The sequence below is a fragment of the Mesorhizobium sp. M6A.T.Ce.TU.016.01.1.1 genome (assembly GCF_003997065.1).
In the GTDB taxonomy this organism is placed as follows: domain Bacteria; phylum Pseudomonadota; class Alphaproteobacteria; order Rhizobiales; family Rhizobiaceae; genus Mesorhizobium; species Mesorhizobium mediterraneum.
Window position 1 is genome coordinate 24,679 of sequence record NZ_RZTJ01000020.1, and the last position, 24,057, is coordinate 48,735.

General features: G+C 62.6%; 17 protein-coding genes and 1 tRNA gene. 8 read left to right on the forward strand and 10 right to left on the reverse strand.

Features of this window, described 5'->3' with window-relative positions; genetic code table 11:
- Nucleotides 1-13 precede the first annotated feature (13 nt).
- From EOC94_RS26820 to EOC94_RS26845, 6 genes are read right to left on the reverse strand one after another with little or no spacing between them, the layout of a single operon-like run.
- Complete coding sequence (locus tag EOC94_RS26820; RefSeq protein WP_126105112.1) at nucleotides 14-1,267, reverse strand: ABC transporter substrate-binding protein; 1,254 nt, start codon at nucleotides 1,265-1,267, stop codon at nucleotides 14-16.
- Between the two features lie 59 nt (nucleotides 1,268-1,326).
- Complete coding sequence (locus EOC94_RS26825; protein WP_127294500.1) at nucleotides 1,327-2,838, reverse strand: aldehyde dehydrogenase family protein; 1,512 nt, start codon at nucleotides 2,836-2,838, stop codon at nucleotides 1,327-1,329.
- A 19-nt stretch (nucleotides 2,839-2,857) separates the two neighbouring features.
- A complete protein-coding gene (locus EOC94_RS26830) occupies nucleotides 2,858-3,634 on the reverse strand; it encodes an enoyl-CoA hydratase/isomerase family protein (protein ID WP_127294502.1) in 777 nt (258 codons plus the stop codon).
- Complete coding sequence (locus tag EOC94_RS26835; protein WP_127294504.1) at nucleotides 3,627-5,228, reverse strand: acyl CoA:acetate/3-ketoacid CoA transferase; 1,602 nt, start codon at nucleotides 5,226-5,228, stop codon at nucleotides 3,627-3,629. Before EOC94_RS26835 ends, EOC94_RS26830 begins: the two co-directional genes overlap by 8 nt.
- The gene (locus tag EOC94_RS26840; RefSeq protein ID WP_127294506.1) at nucleotides 5,225-6,241 is read right to left on the reverse strand and encodes a Gfo/Idh/MocA family oxidoreductase; all 1,017 of its coding nucleotides are present in this window, start codon (nucleotides 6,239-6,241) and stop codon (nucleotides 5,225-5,227) included. The genes EOC94_RS26835 and EOC94_RS26840 overlap by 4 nt, the downstream gene beginning before the upstream one ends.
- Complete coding sequence (locus EOC94_RS26845) at nucleotides 6,238-7,281, reverse strand: LacI family DNA-binding transcriptional regulator (protein WP_127294508.1); 1,044 nt, start codon at nucleotides 7,279-7,281, stop codon at nucleotides 6,238-6,240. The genes EOC94_RS26840 and EOC94_RS26845 overlap by 4 nt, the downstream gene beginning before the upstream one ends.
- Nucleotides 7,282-7,520: 239 nt before the next feature.
- On the opposite strand from EOC94_RS26845, the gene EOC94_RS26850 reads away from it, so the two are divergent.
- Entirely contained in the window at nucleotides 7,521-8,675 is a 1,155-nt protein-coding gene (locus tag EOC94_RS26850) for a dihydrodipicolinate synthase family protein (RefSeq protein ID WP_127205835.1), read from the forward strand.
- A gap of 145 nt (nucleotides 8,676-8,820) precedes the next feature.
- Nucleotides 8,821-9,783, forward strand: coding sequence for a GDP-L-fucose synthase (locus EOC94_RS26855; RefSeq protein ID WP_095484059.1), 963 nt, complete (start codon nucleotides 8,821-8,823; stop codon nucleotides 9,781-9,783).
- A gap of 670 nt (nucleotides 9,784-10,453) precedes the next feature.
- Here EOC94_RS26855 and EOC94_RS26865 read toward each other — a convergent pair.
- A tRNA-Val gene (locus tag EOC94_RS26865) sits at nucleotides 10,454-10,528 on the reverse strand.
- 104 nt (nucleotides 10,529-10,632) lie between these two features.
- Entirely contained in the window at nucleotides 10,633-10,995 is a 363-nt protein-coding gene (locus tag EOC94_RS26870) for a response regulator (protein ID WP_006199474.1), read from the reverse strand.
- A 162-nt stretch (nucleotides 10,996-11,157) separates the two neighbouring features.
- On the opposite strand from EOC94_RS26870, the gene EOC94_RS26875 reads away from it, so the two are divergent.
- From EOC94_RS26875 to EOC94_RS26885, 3 genes are all read left to right on the forward strand, one after another.
- On the forward strand, nucleotides 11,158-12,099 hold the full coding sequence (locus tag EOC94_RS26875) for an N-formylglutamate amidohydrolase (protein ID WP_095484227.1): 942 nt from the start codon (nucleotides 11,158-11,160) through the stop codon (nucleotides 12,097-12,099).
- A 409-nt stretch (nucleotides 12,100-12,508) separates the two neighbouring features.
- Nucleotides 12,509-13,282, forward strand: coding sequence for a histidinol-phosphatase (gene hisN, locus EOC94_RS26880; RefSeq protein WP_127294510.1), 774 nt, complete (start codon nucleotides 12,509-12,511; stop codon nucleotides 13,280-13,282).
- Nucleotides 13,283-13,395: 113 nt separating this feature from the next.
- Nucleotides 13,396-13,908, forward strand: coding sequence for a DUF1579 domain-containing protein (locus tag EOC94_RS26885; RefSeq protein WP_127294512.1), 513 nt, complete (start codon nucleotides 13,396-13,398; stop codon nucleotides 13,906-13,908).
- Nucleotides 13,909-13,931: 23 nt separating this feature from the next.
- On the opposite strand, the gene EOC94_RS26890 is transcribed toward EOC94_RS26885, so the two are convergent.
- Complete coding sequence (locus EOC94_RS26890) at nucleotides 13,932-14,903, reverse strand: alpha/beta hydrolase (protein ID WP_127294514.1); 972 nt, start codon at nucleotides 14,901-14,903, stop codon at nucleotides 13,932-13,934.
- A gap of 540 nt (nucleotides 14,904-15,443) precedes the next feature.
- Between EOC94_RS26890 and EOC94_RS26895 the strand changes: the two genes are divergently transcribed.
- A complete protein-coding gene (locus EOC94_RS26895) occupies nucleotides 15,444-15,911 on the forward strand; it encodes an Hsp20 family protein (RefSeq protein WP_095484062.1) in 468 nt (155 codons plus the stop codon).
- Nucleotides 15,912-15,988: 77 nt separating this feature from the next.
- Here EOC94_RS26895 and EOC94_RS26900 read toward each other — a convergent pair whose 3' ends face one another.
- Entirely contained in the window at nucleotides 15,989-17,041 is a 1,053-nt protein-coding gene (locus EOC94_RS26900; RefSeq protein ID WP_127294516.1) for a low specificity L-threonine aldolase, read from the reverse strand.
- A gap of 469 nt (nucleotides 17,042-17,510) precedes the next feature.
- Here EOC94_RS26900 and gltB point away from each other — a divergent pair, with 469 nt between their 5' ends.
- Nucleotides 17,511-22,247, forward strand: coding sequence for a glutamate synthase large subunit (gene gltB / locus EOC94_RS26905; protein WP_127294568.1), 4,737 nt, complete (start codon nucleotides 17,511-17,513; stop codon nucleotides 22,245-22,247).
- 143 nt (nucleotides 22,248-22,390) lie between these two features.
- Nucleotides 22,391-23,845: a glutamate synthase subunit beta gene (locus EOC94_RS26910; protein WP_127294518.1), complete on the forward strand. Its 1,455-nt coding sequence runs from the start codon at nucleotides 22,391-22,393 to the stop codon at nucleotides 23,843-23,845.
- Nucleotides 23,846-24,057 lie beyond the last annotated feature (212 nt).

Below are 24,057 nucleotides of genomic sequence, written 5' to 3' on the forward strand. Positions count from 1 at the left end.
TCCATGCCTGGTTTTACTTGGCGTCTTCGATCGCGTTGACCAGCTGGGTCACGGCCTCGTCCGAGGTCTTGATCTGGCCGTGGACGAATTTCGAGACGACGTCCTTATAGGCATTGGCGACCGCCGGAGGCGCGCCATAGCCTTGCGCGAGCGAACCAAACAGCGTGCCGCCCTCATTGGCGGCCTTCAGGTCGGCCATGCCCTTCTTGCCGCAAGCGTCGAAGTCGGTGTCAGGCACGTCGGTGCGCGCTGGGACCGAGCCCTTGACGACGTTGAAGGCCGACTGGAAGCTCTTCGACAAAGTGGCGGTGGCCAAGGCGGCCTGGGCGGCCTTGCGGTCGTCCGGAACGTCGAACATGCCGAACATGTCGGAGTTGTAGACCACGCTGCCGTCGGTGCCCGGGAAGCGATAGCACAGGAAGTCGGTGCCAGGGACCTTCTTGGCGGCGTTAAATTCGCCCTTGGCCCAGTCGCCCATGACCTGCACCAGCGCATCGCCCTTGATGACCATGGCGGTAGCGAGGTTCCAGTCGCGGCCCGAGAAGTTCGGGTCGACATAGGTGACGAGCTTGGCGAGGTTGTCGAACGACTTCTTCATCGTGTCGGACTTCAGCTGCTCCTCGTCGAGGTCGTTGAAGGCTTTCTTGTAGAATTCAGGTCCGCCGGTCGACAGCACGACCGAGTCGAACATGGTGGCTTCCTGCCAGTTCTGGCCGCCGAGCGCGAGCGGGATGACGCCCGCCGCCTTGGCCTTGTCGAGCAGCGCGATGAAGTCGTCGAAGGTCTTGGGCTCGGTGCCGCCGATCTTGTCCATCACGGCCTTGTTGATCCACAGCCAGTTGACCGAGTGGACGTTGACCGGAGCCGCGACCCACTTGCCGTCATAGACCGAGAATTTCTGCAGGGCGGCCGGAACGGACTTGTCCCAGCCTTCCTTTACCGCCGTCTCGGTCAGGTCGCCCATCACGCCGGCTGCGGCATAGTCGAGCACGGTATAGCCGAGCATCTGCGAGGCGGTCGGGTAATTGCCGGCCGCGACCATCGCCTTCAGCGCGGTCATGGCGGCGTCGCCGCCGCCGCCAGCCACGGGCACGTCCTTCCAGGCAAAGCCTTGCTTGGACAGATCTTCCTTGAGCACGTTCAAAGCAGCCGCTTCGCCGCCCGACGTCCACCAATGCAGCATCTCAACTTCCTTGACGTCTTGGGCGTGGGCCGCGAACGCAAGGCCCGACCCGAGAGCCGTTCCGATAAGCAGTTTGCGCAACATGTACTTCCTCCCTTGTTACATCTACACGACCGGCGGTTGCCCGCCGGGTTCTTCCCAACTCAGCCGACCCACCATCCGGTGCGCTGGCCACGATGAAACTGGATTGTCTTTTCCTCGGTATAATCCTCGACGGCGCGCTTGCCGAGTTCGCGTCCGAGACCGGACTGCTTGTAGCCTCCGAAAGGCAGCTCGGGATAACCTTCCATGAACGTGTTCACCCAAACGGTTCCCGAACGCACATTCCGCGCCACCGACATGCAGGTGTCGATGCTGGCGCTCCACACGCCCACCGATAAACCATAGGGCGTGTTGTTGGCGATGCGCAACGCCTTTTCAATCGATTCAAAGGTCAGCACTGAGAGCACCGGGCCGAACACTTCCTCGCGTGCAATGGCCATGTCTTCGGTTACGCCGCGAAGAATGGTCGGGTCGAGATATTGACCGGCACTGGAGGCGATCTGCTTGCCGCCGCTATAGACGCTGCTGCCGTCGTTTGCCGCCGCCGTCACGTATCCGGTGACCTTGGCCAGGTGCTCGGAAGAGATCATCGCGCCGACCTTGGTGCCGTCATCGAGTGGATCGCCGACGGTGACCCGGGCGGTGAGCGCCTTCACTGCGCCAAGGAAGTCGTCGGCGATCGCCTCGTGGACGATCAGCCGGCTGCCGGCGTTGCAGCATTCGCCGGCGTTGAAAAAGCCGCCGAACACCGCTGCGTCGGCGGCGGCTTCGAGGTCGGCGTCGGGAAAGACGATCTGGCCGTTCTTGCCGCCGAGCTCCATCGAAACCTTCTTCAGCGTGCTCGCAGCCGATCCCATGGTCATCTTGCCGACCCGAGTGGAGCCGGTGAACGACACCATCTCGACCAGCGGATGGCTGACCATCGCCGCGCCGACATCGGCGCCCAGGCCAGCGAGGATGTTGACGACGCCATCCGGCAAGCCGGCCTGCATCAGGATGTCGCCGAGCACGAAGGTCGAGGCCGAGGTCATCTCGCTCGGCTTGACCACCGCCGTGCAGCCGGCGGCGAGCGCAAACGGCAGTTTCTGGCTGACGATGAGGAACGGAAAATTCCATGGCGTGATGATCGAGACGACGCCGATCGGTTCGCGCAGCACGACGCCCAGCATGGCGTCGCCGAGATTGGCGTAGGTTTCGCCATGCAGCGTGCGGGCAAGGGATGCCGCATAACGCCAGATATCGACGGCGCCGCCGATCTCGCCGCGCGCCTGGGCGATCGGCTTGCCGGATTCCAGCGCGTCGAGCCGGGCGATCTCCTCAAGCCGCGCCTCGATCAGGTCTGCCGCCTTGAGCAGGATCGCGGCGCGCTCGCCGGCCTTCATGCGCGGCCAGGGGCCGGCCTCGAATGCCTTGTGCGCGGCGGTCACCGCCGCCTCGACTTCCGCCGCGCCGGCTTGCGCATAGCGTGAAACCGTGAAGCCATGGCCGGGGCTCTCGCGCTCCAGCGTACGGCCGTCGCGGGCATCGACAAACTTGCCATCGATCAGCAGCCGATAGGTCTTCGGTGCTGCGGATGCCTCGGGGGGCATGGCGATGTCGAGAGGCAAGTTCATGTGAGGTTCCGCTTGCATTCTAGGATCTTGAAAACGCTGGTTTCTGCTTGGCCTTGAAAGCGTCGACACCGGCCTTGAGATCGCCGGTTAGAGCGATGAAGCCGCTGGCCAGCGCCTCTGTGGCGGCAGCACTTTCCTCGCCCTCGGCGACCGCGATCATCAGCTTGGCGGCTTCGGTTGCCAACGGGCCGCGCTCGGCGATCTTGCCGGCCCAGGCCTTGGCTGCGGCGAACGCGTTGCCAGTTTCGACCACGCGGTCAACGATGCCCAGAGCAAGCGCCTCGGAGGCGAGAAAAATCTCGCCGCCGATTGCCATGCGCCGCACCGTCTGCGCGCCGAAACGGCGCACCGCGCGCTGTGTGCCGGACCAGCCGGACACCACACCGATCGAGGTTTCCGGGAAGCCTAATTTCACATGCGCCTCGGCGACACGGAAGTCGCAAGCGACAGCCAGTTCCAGCCCGCCGCCCAGCGCATGGCCGGACAGAACGGCGATGGTCGGTTGCCGTAACCGCGCCAGCCGGTCGAAGACGCGATGGCCGTAGCGCACCCATTGCACCTGGAAATCGGTGGCACTCATTTGCGACCAGGCTTCGACATCTCCACCCGAGCAAAAACCCTTGCCTTCGCCACACAGCAGCACGACGCGGACGCCGTCCGCAGCTTCCGCTGTGTCGAGTGCGGCTTCCAACGCGCGCAGCATCGGGATGTCGAGCGCGTTGAACTTCTCCGGCCGGCGCAGTGTGACGATGCCGAGGGTGCCATCGGTGTCAAAGGTGACGAGACGTTCAGCCATGTGCGCCTCCGAGCGATGCCCCGCCATTGAGCGACAGGCCGATCGGCCGCTCCCGGTAGAGTGCGTCCGGTGTCACTTTCAGATCGTTGGCGATACCGAGCGGAATCTCGGCCTGCGCCAGTATATCGCGCTGAAGGTCGATGCCCGGTGCCAACTCCGTCACCATCAGCCCAGCGGGCGTCAGCTTCATAACGCAGCGCTCGGTGACATAGGTGATGTCCTGTCCTTGCGCGATCGCGCGCTTGCCCGAAAACGAGATGTGCTCGACCTCGCCGACCACCTTCTTCACCTTGCCTTCGTGATCGATGCGGATGCCGCCATCGGCCAGCGACAGCTTGGCGCCGGCATTGAAGAACCCGGAAAAGACGATCTTCTTCGCCCGCGCGGTGATGTCGACAAAACCGCCCGCGCCGGCGGTGACATGTGGCCTCGCCGAAAGCTTCGACACGTTGACCGAGCCATGGCGGTCGATCTGCAGGAAGGACAGCAATGACGCATCGAAACCGCCGCCCTGGAAGTAGATGAACTGGTGTGGCGAAGGCATGAATGCGTCGGCGTTCGACGAGCAGCCGAACTTGAAGTCGAGCAGCGGCACGCCACCGACCGCGCCCTGTTCGATCACCCAGGTGACCTTGCCGTGCTGGCCTTCCTCGATAAGGATGCGCGGCACGTTGGCCGAGATGCCGAAGCCGATGTTGACGGCCATGCCGTCGGCAAGCTCCATGGCGACGCGCCGCGCGATGACCTTCTGGACACTCATCTCGGCGTTGCGGAACGTCGACAGCGGCCGGAAGATCTCGCCCGAGATCGCCGGGTCGTAGGGTGTCAGCGTCGTCTGCAACTGGTCGGGCGCCACCACGATGTGGTCGACCAGCACACCGGGCACGCGCACGTCATGCGGCTTCAGCGTGCCGTTCTCGACGACGCGCTTGACCTGCGCGATGACGATGCCGCCATTGTTGCGGGCGGCGAGCGCCTGTTCCAGCCCGCCGAGATAGGCGCCCTCATGCTCATAGGTGAGGTTGCCGCGCTCGTCGGCGGTCGTGGCGCGGATGATCGACACATTGGGCACGATCGAGCGGAAATAAAGCCATTCCTCACCGTCGAACTGCTGCACCGAAACGATCGGCTCGCTGGCCGCCGCATTCATGGCGCAGCCCTGATGGCGCGGGTCGGCGAAGGTATCGAGGCCGACCTTTGTCAGCACGCCGGGGCGCTTGGCAGCAGCCTCCCGGTGCATGTCGAACAGGATGCCTGAAGGCACATTGTAGGCGGCGACCGAATTGTCGCCGATCATCTTCCAGATCTGCGGCGGCTCCGAGGATGACGGGCCCGAGGGATAGGAGCCGCACAGCGTGCGCTTCAACAGGCCGGGCTTTGCCAGATGGTCGATGCCCTTGATACCGTACATGTCGCCGGCGGCAATCGGGTGCAGCGTCGTGATACCCTTCGGATGGCCTTCCGCCTCGAAGCGCTCACCGATGGCGGCGAGCACCGCATCCGGGCAGCCGAGACCGCTCGACGACGACACGGAAACGACCATGCCGTCCCTGATCAGGCTGGCGGCTTGCGCGGCGGAGACGAGTTTGCTCATCCTGCGCCCTCGAGTTTCGGGTCGACCAGGACTGATTTGCCGGACTTGGCGGATTGCAACGCCGCTTCGGCTGATGTCAGCGACCAGATGCCGTCCTCGCCGGTGGCCGACGGCTGGCCTTCGCCACCGATCGCCGCATGGAACTGGCGCAGGGAACGGACATAGAGGTCGTCGCGATCAAAGCTCAATTCCTCTTCGCCCTTTGCCGTGCGCAGCAGCACCGAGCCGATCGGCTTCTGCGTCATCACATCTTTCGCAATCAGGGAGCCTTCGCGGCCATGCACCTCGAAGCCGGTGCCGGCGAACTTGGTGGTGAAGCCCTCATGCGACTGGGCGATGATGCCCGATCTGAAGCGCCAGATGCACATGGCGCCATCTTCCAGGCCGCCGCTGGCCATGCCTGCGGCCTGCGTGAACGCCGAAACCTCGAGCGGATCGTCGCCGAGCACGAAGCGCAGCGTGTCGGCATCGTGCACGGTGATGTCGAGCACTGCGCCGCCACCCGCTTCCGGCCTGGTGATACGCCAGTCCTGCAGGTTTTCCGGCAGATAGACGGAGTGGAAGACGCGCGCGGCAATCGGCTTGCCGATGCGGCCGGCGGCGATGGCTTCACGCATCGCCCGGTGCGAGCCGGCATTGCGCAGATGATGGTTGGTGCCGAGCACGATGCCGGCTGCCTTGGCTGCGGCGACCATCTTTCGCGCATCGGCGCTGGTCAGCGCGAGCGGCTTTTCGCACAACACATGTTTTCCCGCCTTGATGGCGGCTAATGCCTGTTCGAGATGCAATTCGTTGGTGGTCGAGATGTAGACGGCGTCGATGTCGGGGCCGAGCAATTCATCGAGCGTCGAGACGGCAAGCGGAATGCCGTTCTCCTTGGCATAGGAAGTGGCGCGATCCGGGCTGGAGCTCATCACCGCCGCGATTTCCCCGTCGGCCTGAGCGCGGATGGCGTTGATCACGAATTGCCTGGCGATCGTGCTTGCGCCGATCAGCCCCCATTTCACGGTCATGCCGCGTCCCCCATTCCCGCACGGCGATCAGGACCGCAACTGTCCCTGACGACGAGGTTGACGGCGCCGATATGATCCTCGGCGCGCGTGGTGCGCGACTGGATCATCTTCAGCATGACATGGGCGGCGCGCTCGCCGAGGCCTGCCGAATCCACCGCGACGCTGGTCAGCGCCGGCATGTAATGCTGGGCTTCGATCACGTCGTCGAAGCCGACGACGGCGAAATCCGCACCGGGCTCGAGCCCGCGCTTGCGCAGCGCCAGCATGACGCCGAAGGCGACCGCATCGTTGAAGCACAGTGCCGCGGTCGGCGGCTCGGCCATCGCGAGGGCCGTCTCCAGACAGGCAATGCCGCCCTTGCGGCTGGTTTCGCCTTCGACGACGAGTGTATCGCGTTTGGCGATGCCGAGCGCCTCGCAGGCCTCGCGAAAACCGCCCAGCCGCTCGTGATAGACCACCAGGTCCGATGAGCCGCCGAAGAAGACCAGCCGGCGATGCCCTTTGCCGATCAGATGGGCGGTGGCGAGCCAGGCGCCGCGATGATTGTCGGGCGCGATCACTGGGATGCGGCTTTCGGGAAGGCGGCGCATGGTGAAGACGATCGGAAGGCCCGCCATCTCGATGCGGCGGAAAGCACCTGAGGTCGTGCCGCGCGCCGGCGACACGATCAGCCCGGCGACACCTTGTTCCATCAGCGATTTCAGCACTTCTTCCTGGCGCACCGGGTTCTCCGCCGTGTTGGCGATGAAAGGCACGATGCCCGCCGACTGGAAGACCCGCTCCATGCCGACCGCCATTTCGGCGAAAAAGGGGTTGGTGAGATCGTTGATGACCATGCCGATGACGTTGGAATGAGCCTTGCGCAGATTGGCGGCGCCGCGGTTGTAGACATAGCCGACATCCTCGATCGCCTTGCGAACCCTCAGCGTGGTCTCAGGCCGGATCAGTCCGCTGCCTTGCAGCACGAGCGACACCGTCGACTTGGACACGCCCGCCTCGCGGGCAATGTCGAGTATCGTCGCCTTGGGCCTGCTGGCCATCCAGATCCGTCCTCCCGGTATTTTCTGGTCGAATTATTGGAACGTTCTAATCCCTGTGTTGGATTTGAGTCAATCGGGATTTTTTCCGAGCTAGAAAAACGGGAGCTTAGCGGGTGCAGCCGGTGCTCTTCAAGGGTTTGTCGCTGCGATGCAGCATTCGGCGAGACCGAGATCGGGGACATAAAGGTTCTTGATTTATTGGAACGTTCCATTTATAGGCGCGACCAAGGGAGAGATCTATGGACATTGCCTTGCCCGAAGAGGGCGGTCGCAGCACTCGCTACCGCCTTGTCGGCCAGCCGGCACAGCCGGTGATCGGCGCACGGTTTTCGCGCATCGCCTATGCCGCCGCCCATGTCGTTGCCGATCCCCTCGCGATGACCGATCCGTGGTCCCATCCCGCGGTCGACTGGGAGTGCACGATGGCATTCCGCCATCATCTGTGGCGTCTAGGCTTCCGCATCGCCGAGGCGATGGACACCTCGCAGCGCGGCATGGGTTTCGACTGGGCAAACGCTAGGGAGTTGATCCGCCGCTCGATCGCCGAGGCGCGAACCGTCGAGGGCGCCGATCTCGCCTCAGGTGCCGGAACAGACCATCTGGCGCCAGGCGCCGCCAGGACGCTCGACGATGTCATCGCGGCCTATGAGGAGCAGTTCGGTTTCATCGAAGGCCTGGGCGGCAAGGCGATCATGATGGCCAGCCGCGCGCTGGCGACTGTCGCCAAGGGTCCCGACGATTATATCAGCATCTATGACCGCATTCTGTCTCAGGCATCCGGCAAGGTCATCCTGCACTGGCTGGGCGACATGTTCGATCCGGCTCTGAAGGGTTATTGGGGCAGCCATGATTTCGAGACCGCGCTCGACACGGTGGTCGCCATCATCGAACGCCACGCCGGCAAGGTCGAGGGGATCAAGATATCACTGCTCGATGCCGACAAGGAAATCGCGCTCAGGAACCGGCTGCCAGAAGGGGTGATCATGTTCACCGGCGACGATTTCAATTATCCCGAATTGATCGCGGGCGATGGCGAAAGGCACTCGCACGCGCTGCTCGGCATTTTCGACGCCATCGCGCCGGTCGCCAATGCCGCGCTGGCGAAACTGGCCGACGGCGACCGCGCCGGCTATGACGCGATGATGGCGCCGACGGTACCTCTGTCGCGGAAAATCTTCGAGGCGCCGACCGAGTATTACAAGGCCGGTATCGTCCTCATGGCATGGCTGAACGGCCACCAGGAGCATTTTTCGATGGTCGGCGGCATGCAATCGGCGCGCGGCATTTGCCACTATGCCGATGTGTTCCGTCTTGCCGACCAGGCCGGATTGCTGGCCGACCCGGAGCTTGCCATCGCAAGAATGAAGAGCCTGTGTGCCGTGGCGGGCGTCTGATCGCCATCCCACTAGAAGAGTTCGCCCAAATCTCCGATTTGCCTTGTCTGGGCAAATCTGTATGCGGTATGCGTCCGACGCAGGCCCATCCGGCGCGCCGCCGCCAGATGGTCATAGCGGCCGTTTTCTGCATAGGGATACGCCAATGAGTTTCGACCTTCAGGGCAAGCGCGTTTTCGTGGCCGGGCATCGCGGCATGGTCGGCTCCGCCATATTGCGCAGGCTGGCGGGCGAGGACTGCGAGGTCCTGACCGCATCCCGCGATGAACTCGATCTTATGGACCAGGCCGGCGTGCGACGCTGGATGGCTGACCACAGGCCGGATGCGGTGGTGATGGCGGCGGCCAAGGTCGGCGGTATCCTGGCAAACGACAGGTTGCCGGTCGATTTTCTGCAGGACAATCTCATCATGCAGACCAATGTCATCGAGAGCGCCTTTCGCAACGAGGTGCAGAAACTGCTATTTCTCGGTTCGTCCTGCATCTACCCGAAGTTTGCGGCACAGCCGATCTCCGAGGATGCTTTGCTCACCGGTCCGCTCGAGCCCACCAACGAATGGTATGCGATCGCCAAGATCGCTGGACTGAAACTTTGCCAAGCCTATCGGCGCCAATATGGTGTCGAGTACATCTCGGCGATGCCGACCAACCTCTATGGCCCCGGCGACAATTTCGACCTCTCCACCAGCCATGTCGTGCCGGCCCTTATGCGCAAGGCGCACCAGGCCAAGCGCGCCGGCGACAAAACCCTCGAGGTCTGGGGATCGGGCACGCCGATGCGCGAATTCCTGCATGTCGACGACGCCGCCGACGCTCTGGTCTGGCTGCTGACAAACTATTCCGGCGACAGCCATGTCAATGTTGGCTCGGGCGAAGACATCACCATTGCCGAGCTGGCCCGCACCATGCTCTCCGTTGTCGGCGCCGATGCCGTGCTCACATTCGATGCGACCAAGCCGGACGGCACGCCGCGCAAGCTGATGGACGTGTCGCGTCTGTTTGCGACGGGCTGGCGCCCACAGTACTCGCTTCAGAGTGGATTGGAGCAGACCTATGCTTGGTTTCTCCGGCATATCGAGAAGGGCGATCTCCGCCTCGGCGCGGCCTGATCTCAATCGACGCTGATTGCCGCCGGAGATAACCGCCTAGGCGGCCCTGAAGCGCGTCGCAAGGCGCCCGGAAGCGAACGACCGTCGCGGACGTTCCAACTGTCCTTCAATTTTTCTTGTGAACCAATACGGGCCGAGAAGCGACCAAGCACTGCGTTTGCAAAGCGCGGACAATCTTGGAGAGCTTCTCATGTCTATTGCGATACGAAACATCTTTCTTGCTGTCGTTTCAGCTTCGGTGCTGGCGGGTTGTCAAACAACGGTGACGAGAGAGTGCGACAAGTTAAATTCGAAAACGGTCTACAGCGGCAAATGCTGCGGTGCAGGCGACGTGCCGTGCCGGGAAGGCAAGGGGGGAGGCAGGCCGGGAAATACGCCAGACCCAACACCACAATGATCCGATCCGATATCGCCCGTCCTGGTTCGAGCCGGGACGGCTTCCCAAGCTTCGGGCGCGCGCTCTCCGACCCGTTCATGGCTTCTCGCCGGCACTAAAGCGCGTCGCGTTTGAACGGATTCATGCGACGCGCTTTAAGTTCTTGTTTTTATGCATGTCGTTATCGCAAAACCGCTGCGCACTTTTGCGCGACATGCATTAGCCGGACGCGACGATCGGATTTGAACCCGAGGCGAAAGCGAAGCAGTTATGAGAGATGGACTGTAGTTCGGATGGTGGGCGTGACAGGGATTGAACCTGTGACCCCTGCAATGTCAATGCAGTGCTCTCCCGCTGAGCTACACGCCCATCCGAAGCCGCGCATACACCACTTTTGGTCCATCGCGTCAATAGTGGGAAAAGGGAAAGAATGCCCGGTCTGTCTCGTCGATCAAGATGCGCCTAAAAGCGTGTCAGGCTGCCTGCAGCATCTTCTCGACCTCGTTGACGAGGTCGCGCAGGTGGAACGGCTTGGACAGCACCTTGGCGTCTTTCGGCGCCTTGGAATCGGGATTGAGCGCAACGGCGGCGAAGCCGGTGATGAACATGACCTTGAGGTCGGGATCGATCTCGGTGGCGCGGCGGGCGAGTTCTATGCCGTCCATCTCCGGCATGACGATATCGGTCAGGAGCAGTGAGAAGGGCTCTTCGCGCAGCCGCTCATAGGCGCTGGCGCCATTGTCGAAATCGCTGACCTGGTAGCCGGCACGCTCCAGCGCCTTGACGAGGAACCGGCGCATGTCGTCGTCGTCTTCCGCCAGTAGAATGCGTGCCATCTTATCCCGTCCGAATCACCCACCCGAGACTGCCGTGGGGCAGCCCGTTAACCATCCTGTATATGAGGAGGTGACGGTAAACATCAAGTGAACGATGAAGAGCCCAATCCGCATTTAACAAAGCGGTTCAGCCGCCGAAATGCTGGACATGCGGCCGGCGAGGTGGCACTTTCCAATCATGATGCATTGGTTTTTTTGGGTTCGTTCAAATTGAAAACGGCAGCCGAAGATTTTTCGGTCGTTCCAGCCTTCGAAATCCGGTCGGGCGCCGAACAGCGCGTTCCCTTCCTCTTCAACTCGCCGCATAGCGGCCGCCACTATCCGGACCGGTTCCTGGCCATGGCAAGGCTGGACCGAAACGCCATCCGCCGGTCCGAGGATTGCTACGTCGACGAATTGTTCGGTGGCGCCGTTGCGCTCGGCGCGCCGATGCTGGCGGCAAACTTCCCGCGCGCCTATCTCGACGTCAACCGGGAGCCTTGGGAACTCGACCCGCGCATGTTCGCCGAGCCCGTGCCGTCCTTCTGCAACATCCGCTCGGCGCGCGTGGCCGGCGGGCTTGGCACCGTGCCCAAGTTGGTGGGAGAGGGGCTCGACATCTATGCCGGCCGCTTGCCGCTGGCGGAAGCCGTCGCGCGCATCGAGGCTGTCTACAAGCCTTATCACGAGACGCTGAAACGGCTTCTGACCAGGACCCATGCACGGTTCGGCTTTGCCGTGCTGATCGATTGCCACTCGATGCCGGCGAGCATCAGGGTCGGTGACAGCGGTCTCAGGCCGGATTTTATCGTTGGCGATCGTTTCGGCATGTCCGCCTCGGCAGCGTTGACCGAGACGGCGATCGGCCTGCTCATCGGCATGGGCTATACCGTGGCCCATAACAAGCCTTACGCCGGAGGCTTCATCACCGAGCATTACGGCCGCCCCGTGCGCCATCTCCATGCGCTGCAAATCGAGGTCAATCGCGGACTCTACATGAACGAGCGGACGTTCCAGAAATCCGCCGGCTTCGATGCGCTCGCCGACGATCTGGCGCAATTCTCGGCCGACCTGATGGCGATGCCCGATCACGATTTTATCGATCTGCCGCTTGCCGCCGAATGATGCCAAAAATCGGAATCGATTTTTGCAAAGGATTCTGCGCCAAATAAAGAGATCTTGTGCCAGATAAAGGCGTCAGCGTGCGGGTCGGGAAAGGCGCGTGTGCGCTGGATGCCGCGCTGAAAAAAAGACCGCATCGTTTGCACGACACGGTCGAAGTCTAGGGAGGAAACGCCCAAGGAGGGCATGGACAGGAAAACCTGTCCGAGAACAAATCTATTGTGCGCTGCACAAATGTCAAGCCGCCGAAAGGCGTTTTTAATTCACTGTGATGTGGAAATCGTGTTTCGAGGGCGCCAGCGTTGCATTCGAGCAACAGTCGTCGATGCGCAAAAATCTTCGCACGCCCTTGTTTTGGCGGAAAACCACAGGCAAACGACGGTTCCAGCACGCTGCAACGCGGGAGAATCAGTTGGACATCAGCATCGATTTCATGCGGCGCATTGCGCTTGCCGCCGCAGCCGAAACCTTGCCGCGCTTCCGCAGCCCGGGCGCGGTCGCCAACAAGGAGCAAGGCAGCTTCGACCCGGTCACCGAGGCCGACCGCGAGGCTGAGCGAGTCATCCGGGCGCTGATATCAGCGGAATATCCCGATCATGGCATCCTCGGCGAGGAGCATGGCAGCGAGAACATTTCCAGCAGGCATATCTGGGTGATCGATCCGATCGACGGGACGCGCGCCTTCATTTCCGGCCTGCCGGTGTGGGGAACGCTGGTCGGGCTGACGGTCGACGGCGATGCCGTCGCCGGCATGATGTCGCAACCATTCACCGGCGAGCTTTTCTACGCCAACGCTTCCGGTGCTCATTATGAAGGTCCGGGCGGGCCGCGGAGGCTGACGACACGCAAGACGACAAGCCTTGCCGAGGCGACGCTGTTCACCACCACGCCGGCACTATTCAAGGGAGACGCGCGCCTGCGCTACGACCTGTTCGAAAAACAGGTCCAGCTCGCCCGCTATGGCACCGACTGCTATGCTTTCGCCATGGTCGCGGCGGGAAGCGTCGACATCGTCGCCGACCCCGGATTGAAACCCTACGATATCGTCGCGCTGATCCCGATCATCGAGAAGGCTGGTGGCGTCGTCACCACCTTCGAAGGCGGACCGGCGGAAGGTGGCGGCGACATCCTGGCTGCGGCAACGCCGGAGCTTCACGCCGCCGCGATGGCCGCGCTGCGTGGCTGAGCCAGCTGGGCAGTTGGCCATTGCGGCCCAAGGCGCCAAGGCTAGTCCAAGCTCCTGACAGGAGGATGTCAGGAACTCTCTGCTATGGAGATACTGTCACGGGAGGGGTTCACATGCCGACGCAATCAACAACCAGCCGTTCCGAAGATGCTCCGGCAGACGGCCGGGCCGACTTCGATTTCTTCTTCGGACGCTGGAACGTCAGCCATCTAAGGTTGCAGAAGCGCCTGCAAAGTGACACGAACTGGGACGTGTTTGGCGGGACATGCGAAGTGCACTCGATCCTTGGCGGCCTCGGCAATTTCGACGACAATGTCATTGAATTGCCCGGCGGCGCCTATCGCGCCGCCACGCTGCGGACGTTCGATCCTGCGGCGAGACAATGGTCGATCTGGTGGATCGACGGCCGCAATCCGGCGACCATCGATATCCCGATGCGCGGCACCTTCGATGCAGGCGTCGGCACATTCCTGTGCGAAGACGTATTCGACGGCCGCCCGATCCAGGTTCGCTTCCTCTGGTCGCGGATCACTGAAAACTCGGCGCGCTGGGAGCAGGCTTTTTCACCGGATGGCGGTAAGAACTGGGAGACCAACTGGATCATGGATTTCGCTCGCCAGGCGTAAAGCCAAGAGACGCGGCGTTCCAATCAGGCCGCGTCGTCGCTTCCCGGGATGAAGGCATCGAAGGCGGCAAGGAACTGCTCGCGATAGAAGTCGGCTTCCTGCAATATTTCATGGCGCGCGCCATCGATCACCAGCAGCGAACCGAGGCGCAGACGTCGGGTGTAGGTTTCCACCGCCTTGGTCGAGACGACTCGGTCGGCGCCAGCGGCGATCACCAGCAAGGGAACCTGGATCCTGGCGATGAAGTCGGGATCGCTGATGGCCTCGGACGCCTCCGCCGCCGCTTTCAGCCAGCGGATCGTCGGGCCGCCGAGCGCCAGTTGCGGGTAGGTCTCGTAGATAAGCGTGTTGCGCCGATACCGCTCCGGATCTGATGTCACCATGTTGGCGGCAAAGGGTATGGTTTTCCTGGGCCGCGGACCCCAGGCGGCATAAAGCTTGCCAAGGCCCAGCAGACAGAACAGCGAGCAGACGCGGCGAACGGTGGTTATCGAAACCGGCAGGTCGGGCACGGTTAGGAATGGGGCGATCAGCACCATGCGCCGTACGCGATTCACCATTGACGGCGCAGCAAGCAGCGTGATCACCGCCCCAGCCGAATGGGCCAATATGTAATACGGCCCCCGGCAGTCGGGCAGCACGATCTCCTCGAAGAACTGTTCCAGGTCGCTGGTATAGTCGAAGAAGCTGCGGACATAGCCGCGCTCGCGGTCGCCGATCAGCCGGTCGGACCCGCCCTGGCCGCGCCAGTCGAGGGTGGCAATGCCGAAGCCGCGGTCGGCAAGATTGCGGATGGTCTCGAAATATTTTTCGATGCACTCGTTGCGGCCGGTCAGAACGACCACGGTGCCCTTCATCGGGCGCGCAACGGCGGGAAAGAGGCCATAGCGGATATTCTTGCCGTCGCGCGTTGTGAAGAAACCACCTACCGCATTTTCCGGCAGCGGATTGCCCGGAATTTCGCGGAAGAGGGGAATTTCGTTGAAGAGGTCCATTCGGCGCTGCGTTTGTGTGTCGCTGCCTGCATGGCGCAAGCTTTGGTAGGCATAGACGCCCATGCATCAAAAGCAAAGGAATTCTGGACGCGTTGGAAGGGCTGAACGGGGCAGCCAGCGAGTGAGGCCGGAAGCAGCTTGCGGCGTGCTTCCGGCCTCTGTCGATCCGGGAGGAAGGGACGTTACACCCGGTCGGCCTCGTTGCGGCGCCTCGCGCATGACCCCGAAAATCGGACCCGATTTTCGCTGGGATCATGCGCAATCAAAGTGTTACGGCGTGCTTTGCGCGTCCGAGAGGACGCGCGGCGCCGTAACCGCCGCCTGTTCCCTAATCCTGGAAGCAGTCTAGCGCCGCCTAGCTGAACGTCCGCCGAAGCCCCGGTTCATCTGCCGTTCATCGAGAAATCTTGAAATGCTTTCACGTGTTCCCCAAATGTCTGTTGCGGCCGCCAATGTCGGGGCCGCTGGCCTATCCGGAACGCCGTTACGGGTTTCGCACCGGCCATACGCAAACCTTGTTGCTCAACAGGAGAACACACCATGCGTCACGTTGATTTTTCCCCGCTCTATCGTTCGACCGTCGGTTTCGACCGGCTGTTCACGATGCTCGATTCGCTTGCGCAGCCTGAAAGCGCGCAGACCTACCCGCCCTACAATATCGAGCGCACGGCTGAGGATTCCTACCGCATCTCGATGGCCGTCGCCGGGTTCTCGGACGACGAGCTCTCGATCGAAGCTCACCGCAATGTGCTGACCGTCAAGGGTGAGCGCAAGGAAGAGGGCAATGGCGAAGGCTCCGAACTGCTCTATCGCGGTATCGCCAGCCGGGCCTTTGAGCGCCGCTTCCAGCTTGCCGACCATGTTGAAGTCGTCGGCGCCTCGCTGAAGAACGGCCTGCTCTTCGTCGACCTCAAGCGAAACATTCCCGAGGAGCTGAAGCCCCGCAAGATCGCGATCACCGCGTCTTCGGCCAAGGCCAAGCAGATCGAAGCCAAGACCGCCGCGTAGCTGCGTCACACATACGATCTCAGGGACGGAGGGCGGCGCTTGGCGCCGCCCTTTTTCGTTGGTGAATGAGGTCCCCGTTATCCAGCAATTAGCCGGCCAAAGCGGTCGACCTCTTCGGCCGTGGTCGCAAAGCTGGTGACGAAACGGTAGAGCGCCTCGTCCTCGCCGATATGACCGTCGAAGTCATGCGGCTTGTGCCAATCGTAGAAAGCGGCGCCGGCCATTTGCACCCTTTCAGCCTCGGCCTTTTTCATCACCGCGAAGACCTCGTTCGCTTGCGGCAGCCAGGCCAGACGCGCCGACCGGGAATCCTCGATCATTGCCGCAAGGTGAGCTGCCTTGGCGTTGGCATGCCGGGCCGTGTCGAGCCACAGGCCGTCCTTGAAATAGGTTTCGAACTGCGCAGCGACGAAGCGCGATTTCGAGAACAATTGCGCCGCGCGCTTGCGCAGGAAGGCCAGTTCCCTGGCGCGGTCCAGATCGAACAGCACGACAGCCTCGGCGCACCAGCAGCCGTTCTTGGTGCCGCCGAAGGAGAGGATGTCGACGCCGCGCTTCCAGGTCATTTCCGCAGGCGTCGTCTCGAGTGCGACCAGCGCATTGGCGAAGCGGGCGCCATCCATGTGCAGCGGCAATTTGTGATGCTTGGCGATCGCTGAAATCCTGGCGATCTCGTTCAGCGAATAGATGGTGCCGACCTCGGTCGACTGGGTGATCGACACCGCCATCGGACGCCCGGAATGGACGATTTCAGGCGCGAACCGGTCCACCGCCGCTTCCAGCTTGTTCGGATCGATCTTGCCCAGCGCGCCGTCGACGGCATAGAGCCGCGAGCCGCCGGTAAAGTATTCCGGTGCGCCGCATTCATCCTCGATGACATGCGATTCGCGATGGCAGAAGGAAATGCCGCCTGATTTGTTGTAGGTGGTCAGCGACAGCGAATTGGCGGCGGTGCCGGTCGCCACGAAAAACACCGCGACCTCGCGCTCGAAAATTTCGTTGAAGCGCTGGTAGACGGCCTGGTCGAGGGCGCCGTCGCCATAGGCGGTGGAAAAGCCGCCGGCATGGGCCGATAGCCCCGCAGCGATGCTGGGATGGGCGCCTGCCCAATTGTCGGAAGCGAAATTCATGCGTTTGCCTGTGCTGGGAAAATCCATGCAACCTTGGCCGCTTTCGCATCCTGCTCGCAAGTGCCAAGTGCCGGAAAACCGGTAAAGCCAGGGAGAGACGACGGTGGAGATAAACGACCGAAGGTTACGTGCTGATATGGCTATGCGTAATTTTCTGTCGTGGAATGTCCAAGATTTTCATGAATCGGTCTTGTGCGCGTCCGGGATTTCTGTCATAAAAAATTTAGGACAGTAGTGCTGTCTTATTTTGTCGCACACATCTGGCTGGATTGGCGTATCATTGGGCCTCTCCGGCCGTTGCCGTGAGCGACAGGTAGACAGCCTGGCTCTGGCCTGTACGATTACCGGATGCGAACCAGGTCGCCTGGTTCGCAAGGATTTCGCAAGACGTGCCGCAAGGATGAAGGGGGAGCCAAGCGCTTCCCGACGCAAACCAGCGCCCTAAGGGCTGGGAATGGAGGACAGGATGATGACGGAAATGACGCCATCTGCGACGAACGGCCCGGCCGCGCAGACGAAAGCGCCAGCCGTCAAAAATCCGTCTCTGACCAATATCGGGCGAACCCATACCGGCTTTGCCGCGCAAGGCCTTTACGATCCGCGCAATGAGCACGATGCCTGCGGCGTCGGCTTCATCGTCAACATGAAGGGCGTGAAGTCGCATCAGATCGTCAAGGACGGGCTCGCTGTGCTCGAGAACCTGACGCATCGCGGCGCCGTCGGCGCCGATCCGCTGATGGGCGACGGCGCCGGCGTGCTGGTGCAGCTTCCCGACCGCTTCTTCCGCGAGGAGATGGCCAGCCAAGGCGTCGAATTGCCCAAGCCCGGCCACTACGCCGTCGGCCATGTGTTCATGCCGCGCCATCCTGAGCTTCAGGCGCACATCGAAGGCATTATCGCCGAGGTGGCGCAGCTCGAAGGCCAGCCACTGCTCGGCTTTCGCGATGTGCCGGTCGACAATTCATCGCTGTCCAAGGCGCCGGATATCGCTGCTTCCGAACCGATCCAGCGGCAGGTGTTCCTGGGTCGCGGCGCCGAGATCGAGAGCGACGACGATTACGAGCGGCGGCTCTACATCCTGCGCAAGGTCATTTCCGGTCGGATCCATGAGGAGACCAAGGGCGTCGACAATGGCTTCTACGTCGTGTCGATGTCGTCGCGGACCATCGTCTATAAGGGCATGTTCCTGGCCTATCAGGTCGGCGCCTATTACAAGGACCTGACCGATCCGCGCTTCGAGACAGCGCTGATCCTGGTCCACCAACGTTTCTCGACCAACACCTTCCCGTCGTGGAAGCTGGCGCATCCCTATCGCATGGTCGCCCACAATGGCGAGATCAACACGCTGCGCGGCAACGTCAACTGGATGGCGGCGCGGCAGGCCTCGGTCGATTCCGAACTGTTCGGCAACGACATCTCCAAGCTGTGGCCGATCTCCTATGAGGGGCAGTCGGACACCGCCTGTTTCGATAATGCGCTCGAATTCCTGACGCAGGGCGGCTACTCGCTCGCCCATGCGATGATGATGCTGATCCCGGAAGCCTGGGCCGGCAACAAGTTGATGGATCAAGACCGCAAGGCTTTTTACGAATACCACGCGGCCCTGATGGAGCCGTGGGACGGGCCGGCGGCGGTGGCCTTCACCGACGGACGCCAGATCGGCGCCACACTCGACCGCAACGGGCTGCGCCCGGCGCGCTACATCGTCACCGACGACGATCGCGTCATCATGGCCTCCGAAGCCGGCGTCCTGCCGGTGCCGGAGGAAAGGATCGTCAAGAAGTGGCGGCTGCAGCCAGGCCGCATGCTTTTGATCGACCTGGAGAAGGGCCGCATCGTTTCCGACGAGGAGATCAAGTCGGAGATCGCAACCAGGCATCCCTACAAAAGCTGGCTCGCCAACACCCAGCTCATCCTCGAAGACCTGAAGCCGGTCGAGCCGCGCGCGCTGCGCAGGGACGTTTCGCTGCTCGACCGCCAGCAGGCGTTCGGCTACAGCCAGGAAGACACCAAGCTGTTGATGTCGCCGATGGCGACGACGGGCCAGGAAGCGGTCGGCTCGATGGGCACCGACACGCCGATCTCGGCGATGTCGGACAGATCGAAGCTGCTCTACACTTATTTCAAGCAGAACTTTGCCCAGGTCACCAATCCGCCGATCGACCCGATCCGCGAGGAGCTGGTGATGAGCCTGGTGTCCTTCATCGGGCCGAGGCCGAACATCTTCGACCTCGTCGGCAATTCGCGCCGCAAGCGGCTCGAAGTGCGCCAGCCGATCCTGACCAATGGCGATCTCGAGAAGATCCGCTCCATCGGCCACACCGAGGATCGCTTCGACACCAAGACGATCGACATCACCTATGCTTCGAGCGAAGGCGCGGCCGGCATGCAGGGCGCCATCGACCGGCTGTGCGAGCGCGCCGAGGCGGCGGTCGCCGGCGGCTATAACATCATTATCCTGTCCGACCGTCAGCTCGGGCCGGACCGTATCGCCATTCCGGCACTTCTGGCGACGGCGGCCGTCCACCATCATCTGATCCGCAAGGGGTTGCGCACGTCGGTGGGGCTCGTGGTCGAGTCCGGCGAGCCGCGCGAGGTGCATCATTTTTGCTGTCTTGCCGGCTATGGCGCCGAGGCGATCAATCCTTACCTGGCTTTCGACACGTTGCTCGACATGCACAAGCGCGGCGAGCTGCCGGCGGAGGTCGACGCCTACGAAGTCGTTACCCGCTATATCAAGTCGATCGGCAAGGGCATCCTCAAAGTGATGTCCAAGATGGGCATTTCGACCTATCAGTCCTATTGCGGCGCACAGATCTTCGACGCGATCGGACTGAAGTCGGATTTCGTGCAGAAGTATTTCACCGGCACCGCGACGCTGATCGAAGGCGTCGGGCTGGACGAGATCGCGGCCGAGACGGTCAGCCGCCATACCGACGGCTTCGGCAACGACCCGGTGCTGCGCAATAGCCTCGAAGTCGGCGGCGAATACATGTTCCGCATGCGCGGCGAAGCTCATATCTGGTCGCCCGATGCGGTCGCCACCTTGCAGCACGCCGTGCGCCAGGGCTCATGGGAGACGTTCAAGGACTATTCCGCTCAGATCGACAGCGAGACGGCGCGGGCGCAGAGCATTCGCGGCCTGTTCAAGATCAGGCTCGCCGAAGAAAGCGGGCGTAAGAAGGTCGCGCTCGACGAAGTCATGCCGGCGGCCGATATCGTCAAGCGGTTCTCGACCGGAGCGATGTCCTTCGGCTCGATCTCCAGGGAAGCGCACACCACGCTGGCGCGCGCCATGAACACGATCGGCGGCAAGTCGAACACCGGCGAGGGCGGCGAAGAAGCCGACCGCTACCTGCCGCTGCCGGGCGGTGGCAAGAACCCGGAACGTTCGGCGATCAAGCAGGTCGCTTCCGGGCGGTTTGGCGTGACGGCGGAATATCTGGTCAACTCCGACATGATGCAGATCAAGGTCGCGCAAGGCGCAAAGCCGGGCGAGGGCGGTCAGCTGCCCGGCCACAAGGTCGATGCCACCATCGCCAAGGTCAGGCATTCGACGCCGGGCGTCGGCCTGATCTCGCCGCCGCCGCATCACGACATCTACTCGATCGAGGATCTGGCGCAGCTCATCTACGACCTGAAGAACGTCAATCCGGCGGCGGATGTGTCGGTCAAGCTGGTGTCCGAAGTCGGCGTCGGCACGGTTGCGGCCGGCGTCGCCAAGGCGCGTGCCGATCATATCACCATATCGGGCTATGACGGCGGCACGGGTGCATCGCCGCTGACCTCGCTCAAGCATGCCGGCAGTCCGTGGGAAATGGGCCTTGCCGAGACGCACCAGACGCTGGTGCTCAACGGCCTCAGGTCGCGCGTCGCGCTGCAGGTCGATGGCGGCCTGCGCACCGGCCGCGACGTCGTCATCGGCGCGTTGCTCGGCGCCGACGAATTCGGCTTCTCGACCGCGCCGCTGATCGCGGCCGGCTGCATCATGATGCGCAAGTGCCATCTCAACACCTGCCCGGTCGGCGTCGCGACGCAGGACCCGGTGTTGCGCAAGCGCTTCAAGGGCACGCCGGAACATGTGATCAACTTCTTCTTCTATGTGGCGGAAGAGGTGCGGGCGCTGCTCGCCGAGATGGGCCACACCCATCTCGACCAGATCATCGGCGACACCGACCTTCTGGAAAAGCGCGCACTGATCCAGCACTGGAAGGCGCGCGGACTCGATTTCAGCAAGATGTTCTTCAAGCCCGATGCCCCGCACGAGGCGGTGCATTGGACCGAACGGCAGAAGCACCCAATCGACGATGTGCTCGACCGTAAGCTGATCGAACTCGCCAAGCCGGCACTGGACGCCAGGCAGCCGGTCAGCATCGAGCTGCCGATCCGCAATGTCGACCGTTCGACGGGTGCCATGCTGTCGGGCGAGGTGGCAAAGCGCTTCAAGCACAAGGGCCTGCGCGAGGACACGATCTCGGTGAAGCTCACTGGCACGGCCGGTCAGTCCTTCGGCGCCTTCCTGGCGCGCGGCGTCTCGTTCGAGCTGGTCGGTGCCGCCAACGACTATGTCGGCAAGGGTCTGTCGGGTGGACGCATCGTCATCCGCCCGCCAGAGAACACGAAGATCGTTGCCGCCGAGTCCATCATCGTCGGCAACACGGTGCTCTACGGCGCGACCGAGGGTGAGGCCTATTTCAGCGGCGTCGCCGGCGAGCGTTTTGCCGTGCGCAACTCGGGCGTCGCCGCCGTCGTCGAAGGCGTCGGCGATCATGGCTGCGAGTACATGACCGGCGGCATCGTCGTCGTCATCGGCCAGACCGGCCGCAACTTCGCAGCTGGCATGTCGGGCGGCGTCGCCTATGTGCTCGACGAGGCAGGCGACTTCGCCGCGCGCTGCAACATGGCGATGGTCGAACTGGAGCCGGTTCCGGAGGAAGACGATCTGATGGAGAAACTGCTCCATCATGGCGGTGACCTCGACCACAAAGGTCGTGTCGACGTGTCGGGCGATATGACCAGCCATGACGAGGAGCGGCTCTATCAGTTGATCTCGAACCACGTCCATTACACGGGTTCGGTGCGGGGCCGCGAGATCCTCGACAATTGGGCGACTTTCCGGCCGAAGTTCCGGAAGATCATGCCGGTCGAATATCGCCGCGCGCTGATCGAGATGGAACGCATGCGCATGGGCGTAGCGGCAGAATAGGCTTTGGGAGTTGCCGGGAAGCCTGGCTTCCCGGCACGGGTCTCATCAACAATCCTGACCTCGTGCTGAAGGTTGCCATGGCTGCCTCAAGAGGTTAACGGGTGCGGCGAAAACCGCACCATCTGGACAGCAGGAACTGGACTATGGGCAAGGTAACAGGGTTTCTCGAGATCGACCGGCAGGTGCACAAGTACCAGCCGGCTTCCGACCGCATCCGGCATTTTCGCGAGTTCACGCTGCCGATGTCGGACAAGGAGGTCGAGAAACAGGCCGCGCGCTGCATGGATTGCGGCATTCCGTACTGCCATGGGCCAACCGGCTGCCCGATCCACAACCAGATCCCGGACTGGAACGACCTCGTCTACAATGGCGACTGGGACAATGCGATCCGCAACTTGCATTCGACCAACAATTTCCCGGAGTTCACCGGCCGCATCTGTCCGGCACCTTGCGAGGAAGCCTGCACGCTGAACCTCGAGGACATTCCGGTCGCCATCAAGACGATCGAACAGGCGATCGCCGATAAGGCCTATGAAACCGGTCATATCCGGCCCTATCCGCCGGAAAAGAAGACCGGCAAGCGCGTCGCAATCATCGGCTCGGGGCCGGCCGGCATGGCCGCCGCCCAGCAGCTTGGCCGTGCCGGCCACGACGTCCACGTCTATGAGCGCGAGAGCCGGCCGGGCGGGCTGATGCGCTATGGCATCCCCGACTTCAAGATCGAGAAGCACTATATCGATCGGCGCATCGAGCAGATGCAGGGCGAGGGCGTGAGCTTCCATTGTGGGATCAATGTCGGCGTCGACAAGCCGGTAGCGGAGCTGCTCGCCGAGTACGATGCGGTGCTCTATTGCGGCGGATCGGAAACACCGCGCCCTGCCAACATCCCCGGCGACGATCTCGACGGCGTGCATGACGCGATGCCCTATCTGGTGCAGCAGAACAAGCGCGTCGGCGGCGAGCCGATCCAGTCGGTGGCGTGGCCTTCGCAGCCGATCGTCGCCGGTGGCCAGCATGTCGTCGTCGTCGGCGGCGGCGACACCGCATCCGACTGCGTCGGCACCGCGTTCCGCCAGGGCGCCGTCCGCGTCACCCAACTCGACATCCGGCCGCAGCCGCCGGAAAAGGAAGACAAGCTTTCGGTCTGGCCCTACTGGGCAACGAAGATGCGCACCTCGTCCTCGCAGGCCGAAGGCGCCGAGCGCGAGTTTCAGGTGGCGACGCTCGAATTCATCGGCGAGGACGGCGCGTTGACCGGCGTCAAATGCTGCGAGGTCGATGAAAAGCGCAAGCCGGTCGCCGGCACGGAATTCGTCATCCGCGCGGATCTCGCCTTCATCGCCATCGGCTTTGCCGGGCCGGCCGCCGTCGGACCGGTGTCGGAGCTGGGCGGCCAGATGAAGATCGCCATCGACAGCCGCCGCTCGAACAACGTCGAGGCCAATGACCGCGACTATAGGACCAGCGTCGAAAAGCTCTATGCGGCGGGTGATGTCCGTCGCGGCCAGTCGTTGGTCGTGTGGGCGATCCGCGAGGGCCGGCAGGCGGCGCGCTCGATCGACGAGGCGCTGATGGGATCGAGCGTGCTACCGCGCTGAGACCGTTTGGAAACTCTACTCCTGCGGCCATCTGAGGGCGTTTTCTGCGCTTCCGGCCTTTGCCGGCCGAAGCACTCATGAGCGGTCGTGGCAGTTAAGGCTACGGCCGGCGTAGGCCGGTGCTCACATACTCGAATGTACGCTCCGCTCCGGTTCTCGAAAACACCCTCATATGACTCACAGTAGCGAGTTTCGAAACGGTCTCCGAGCCT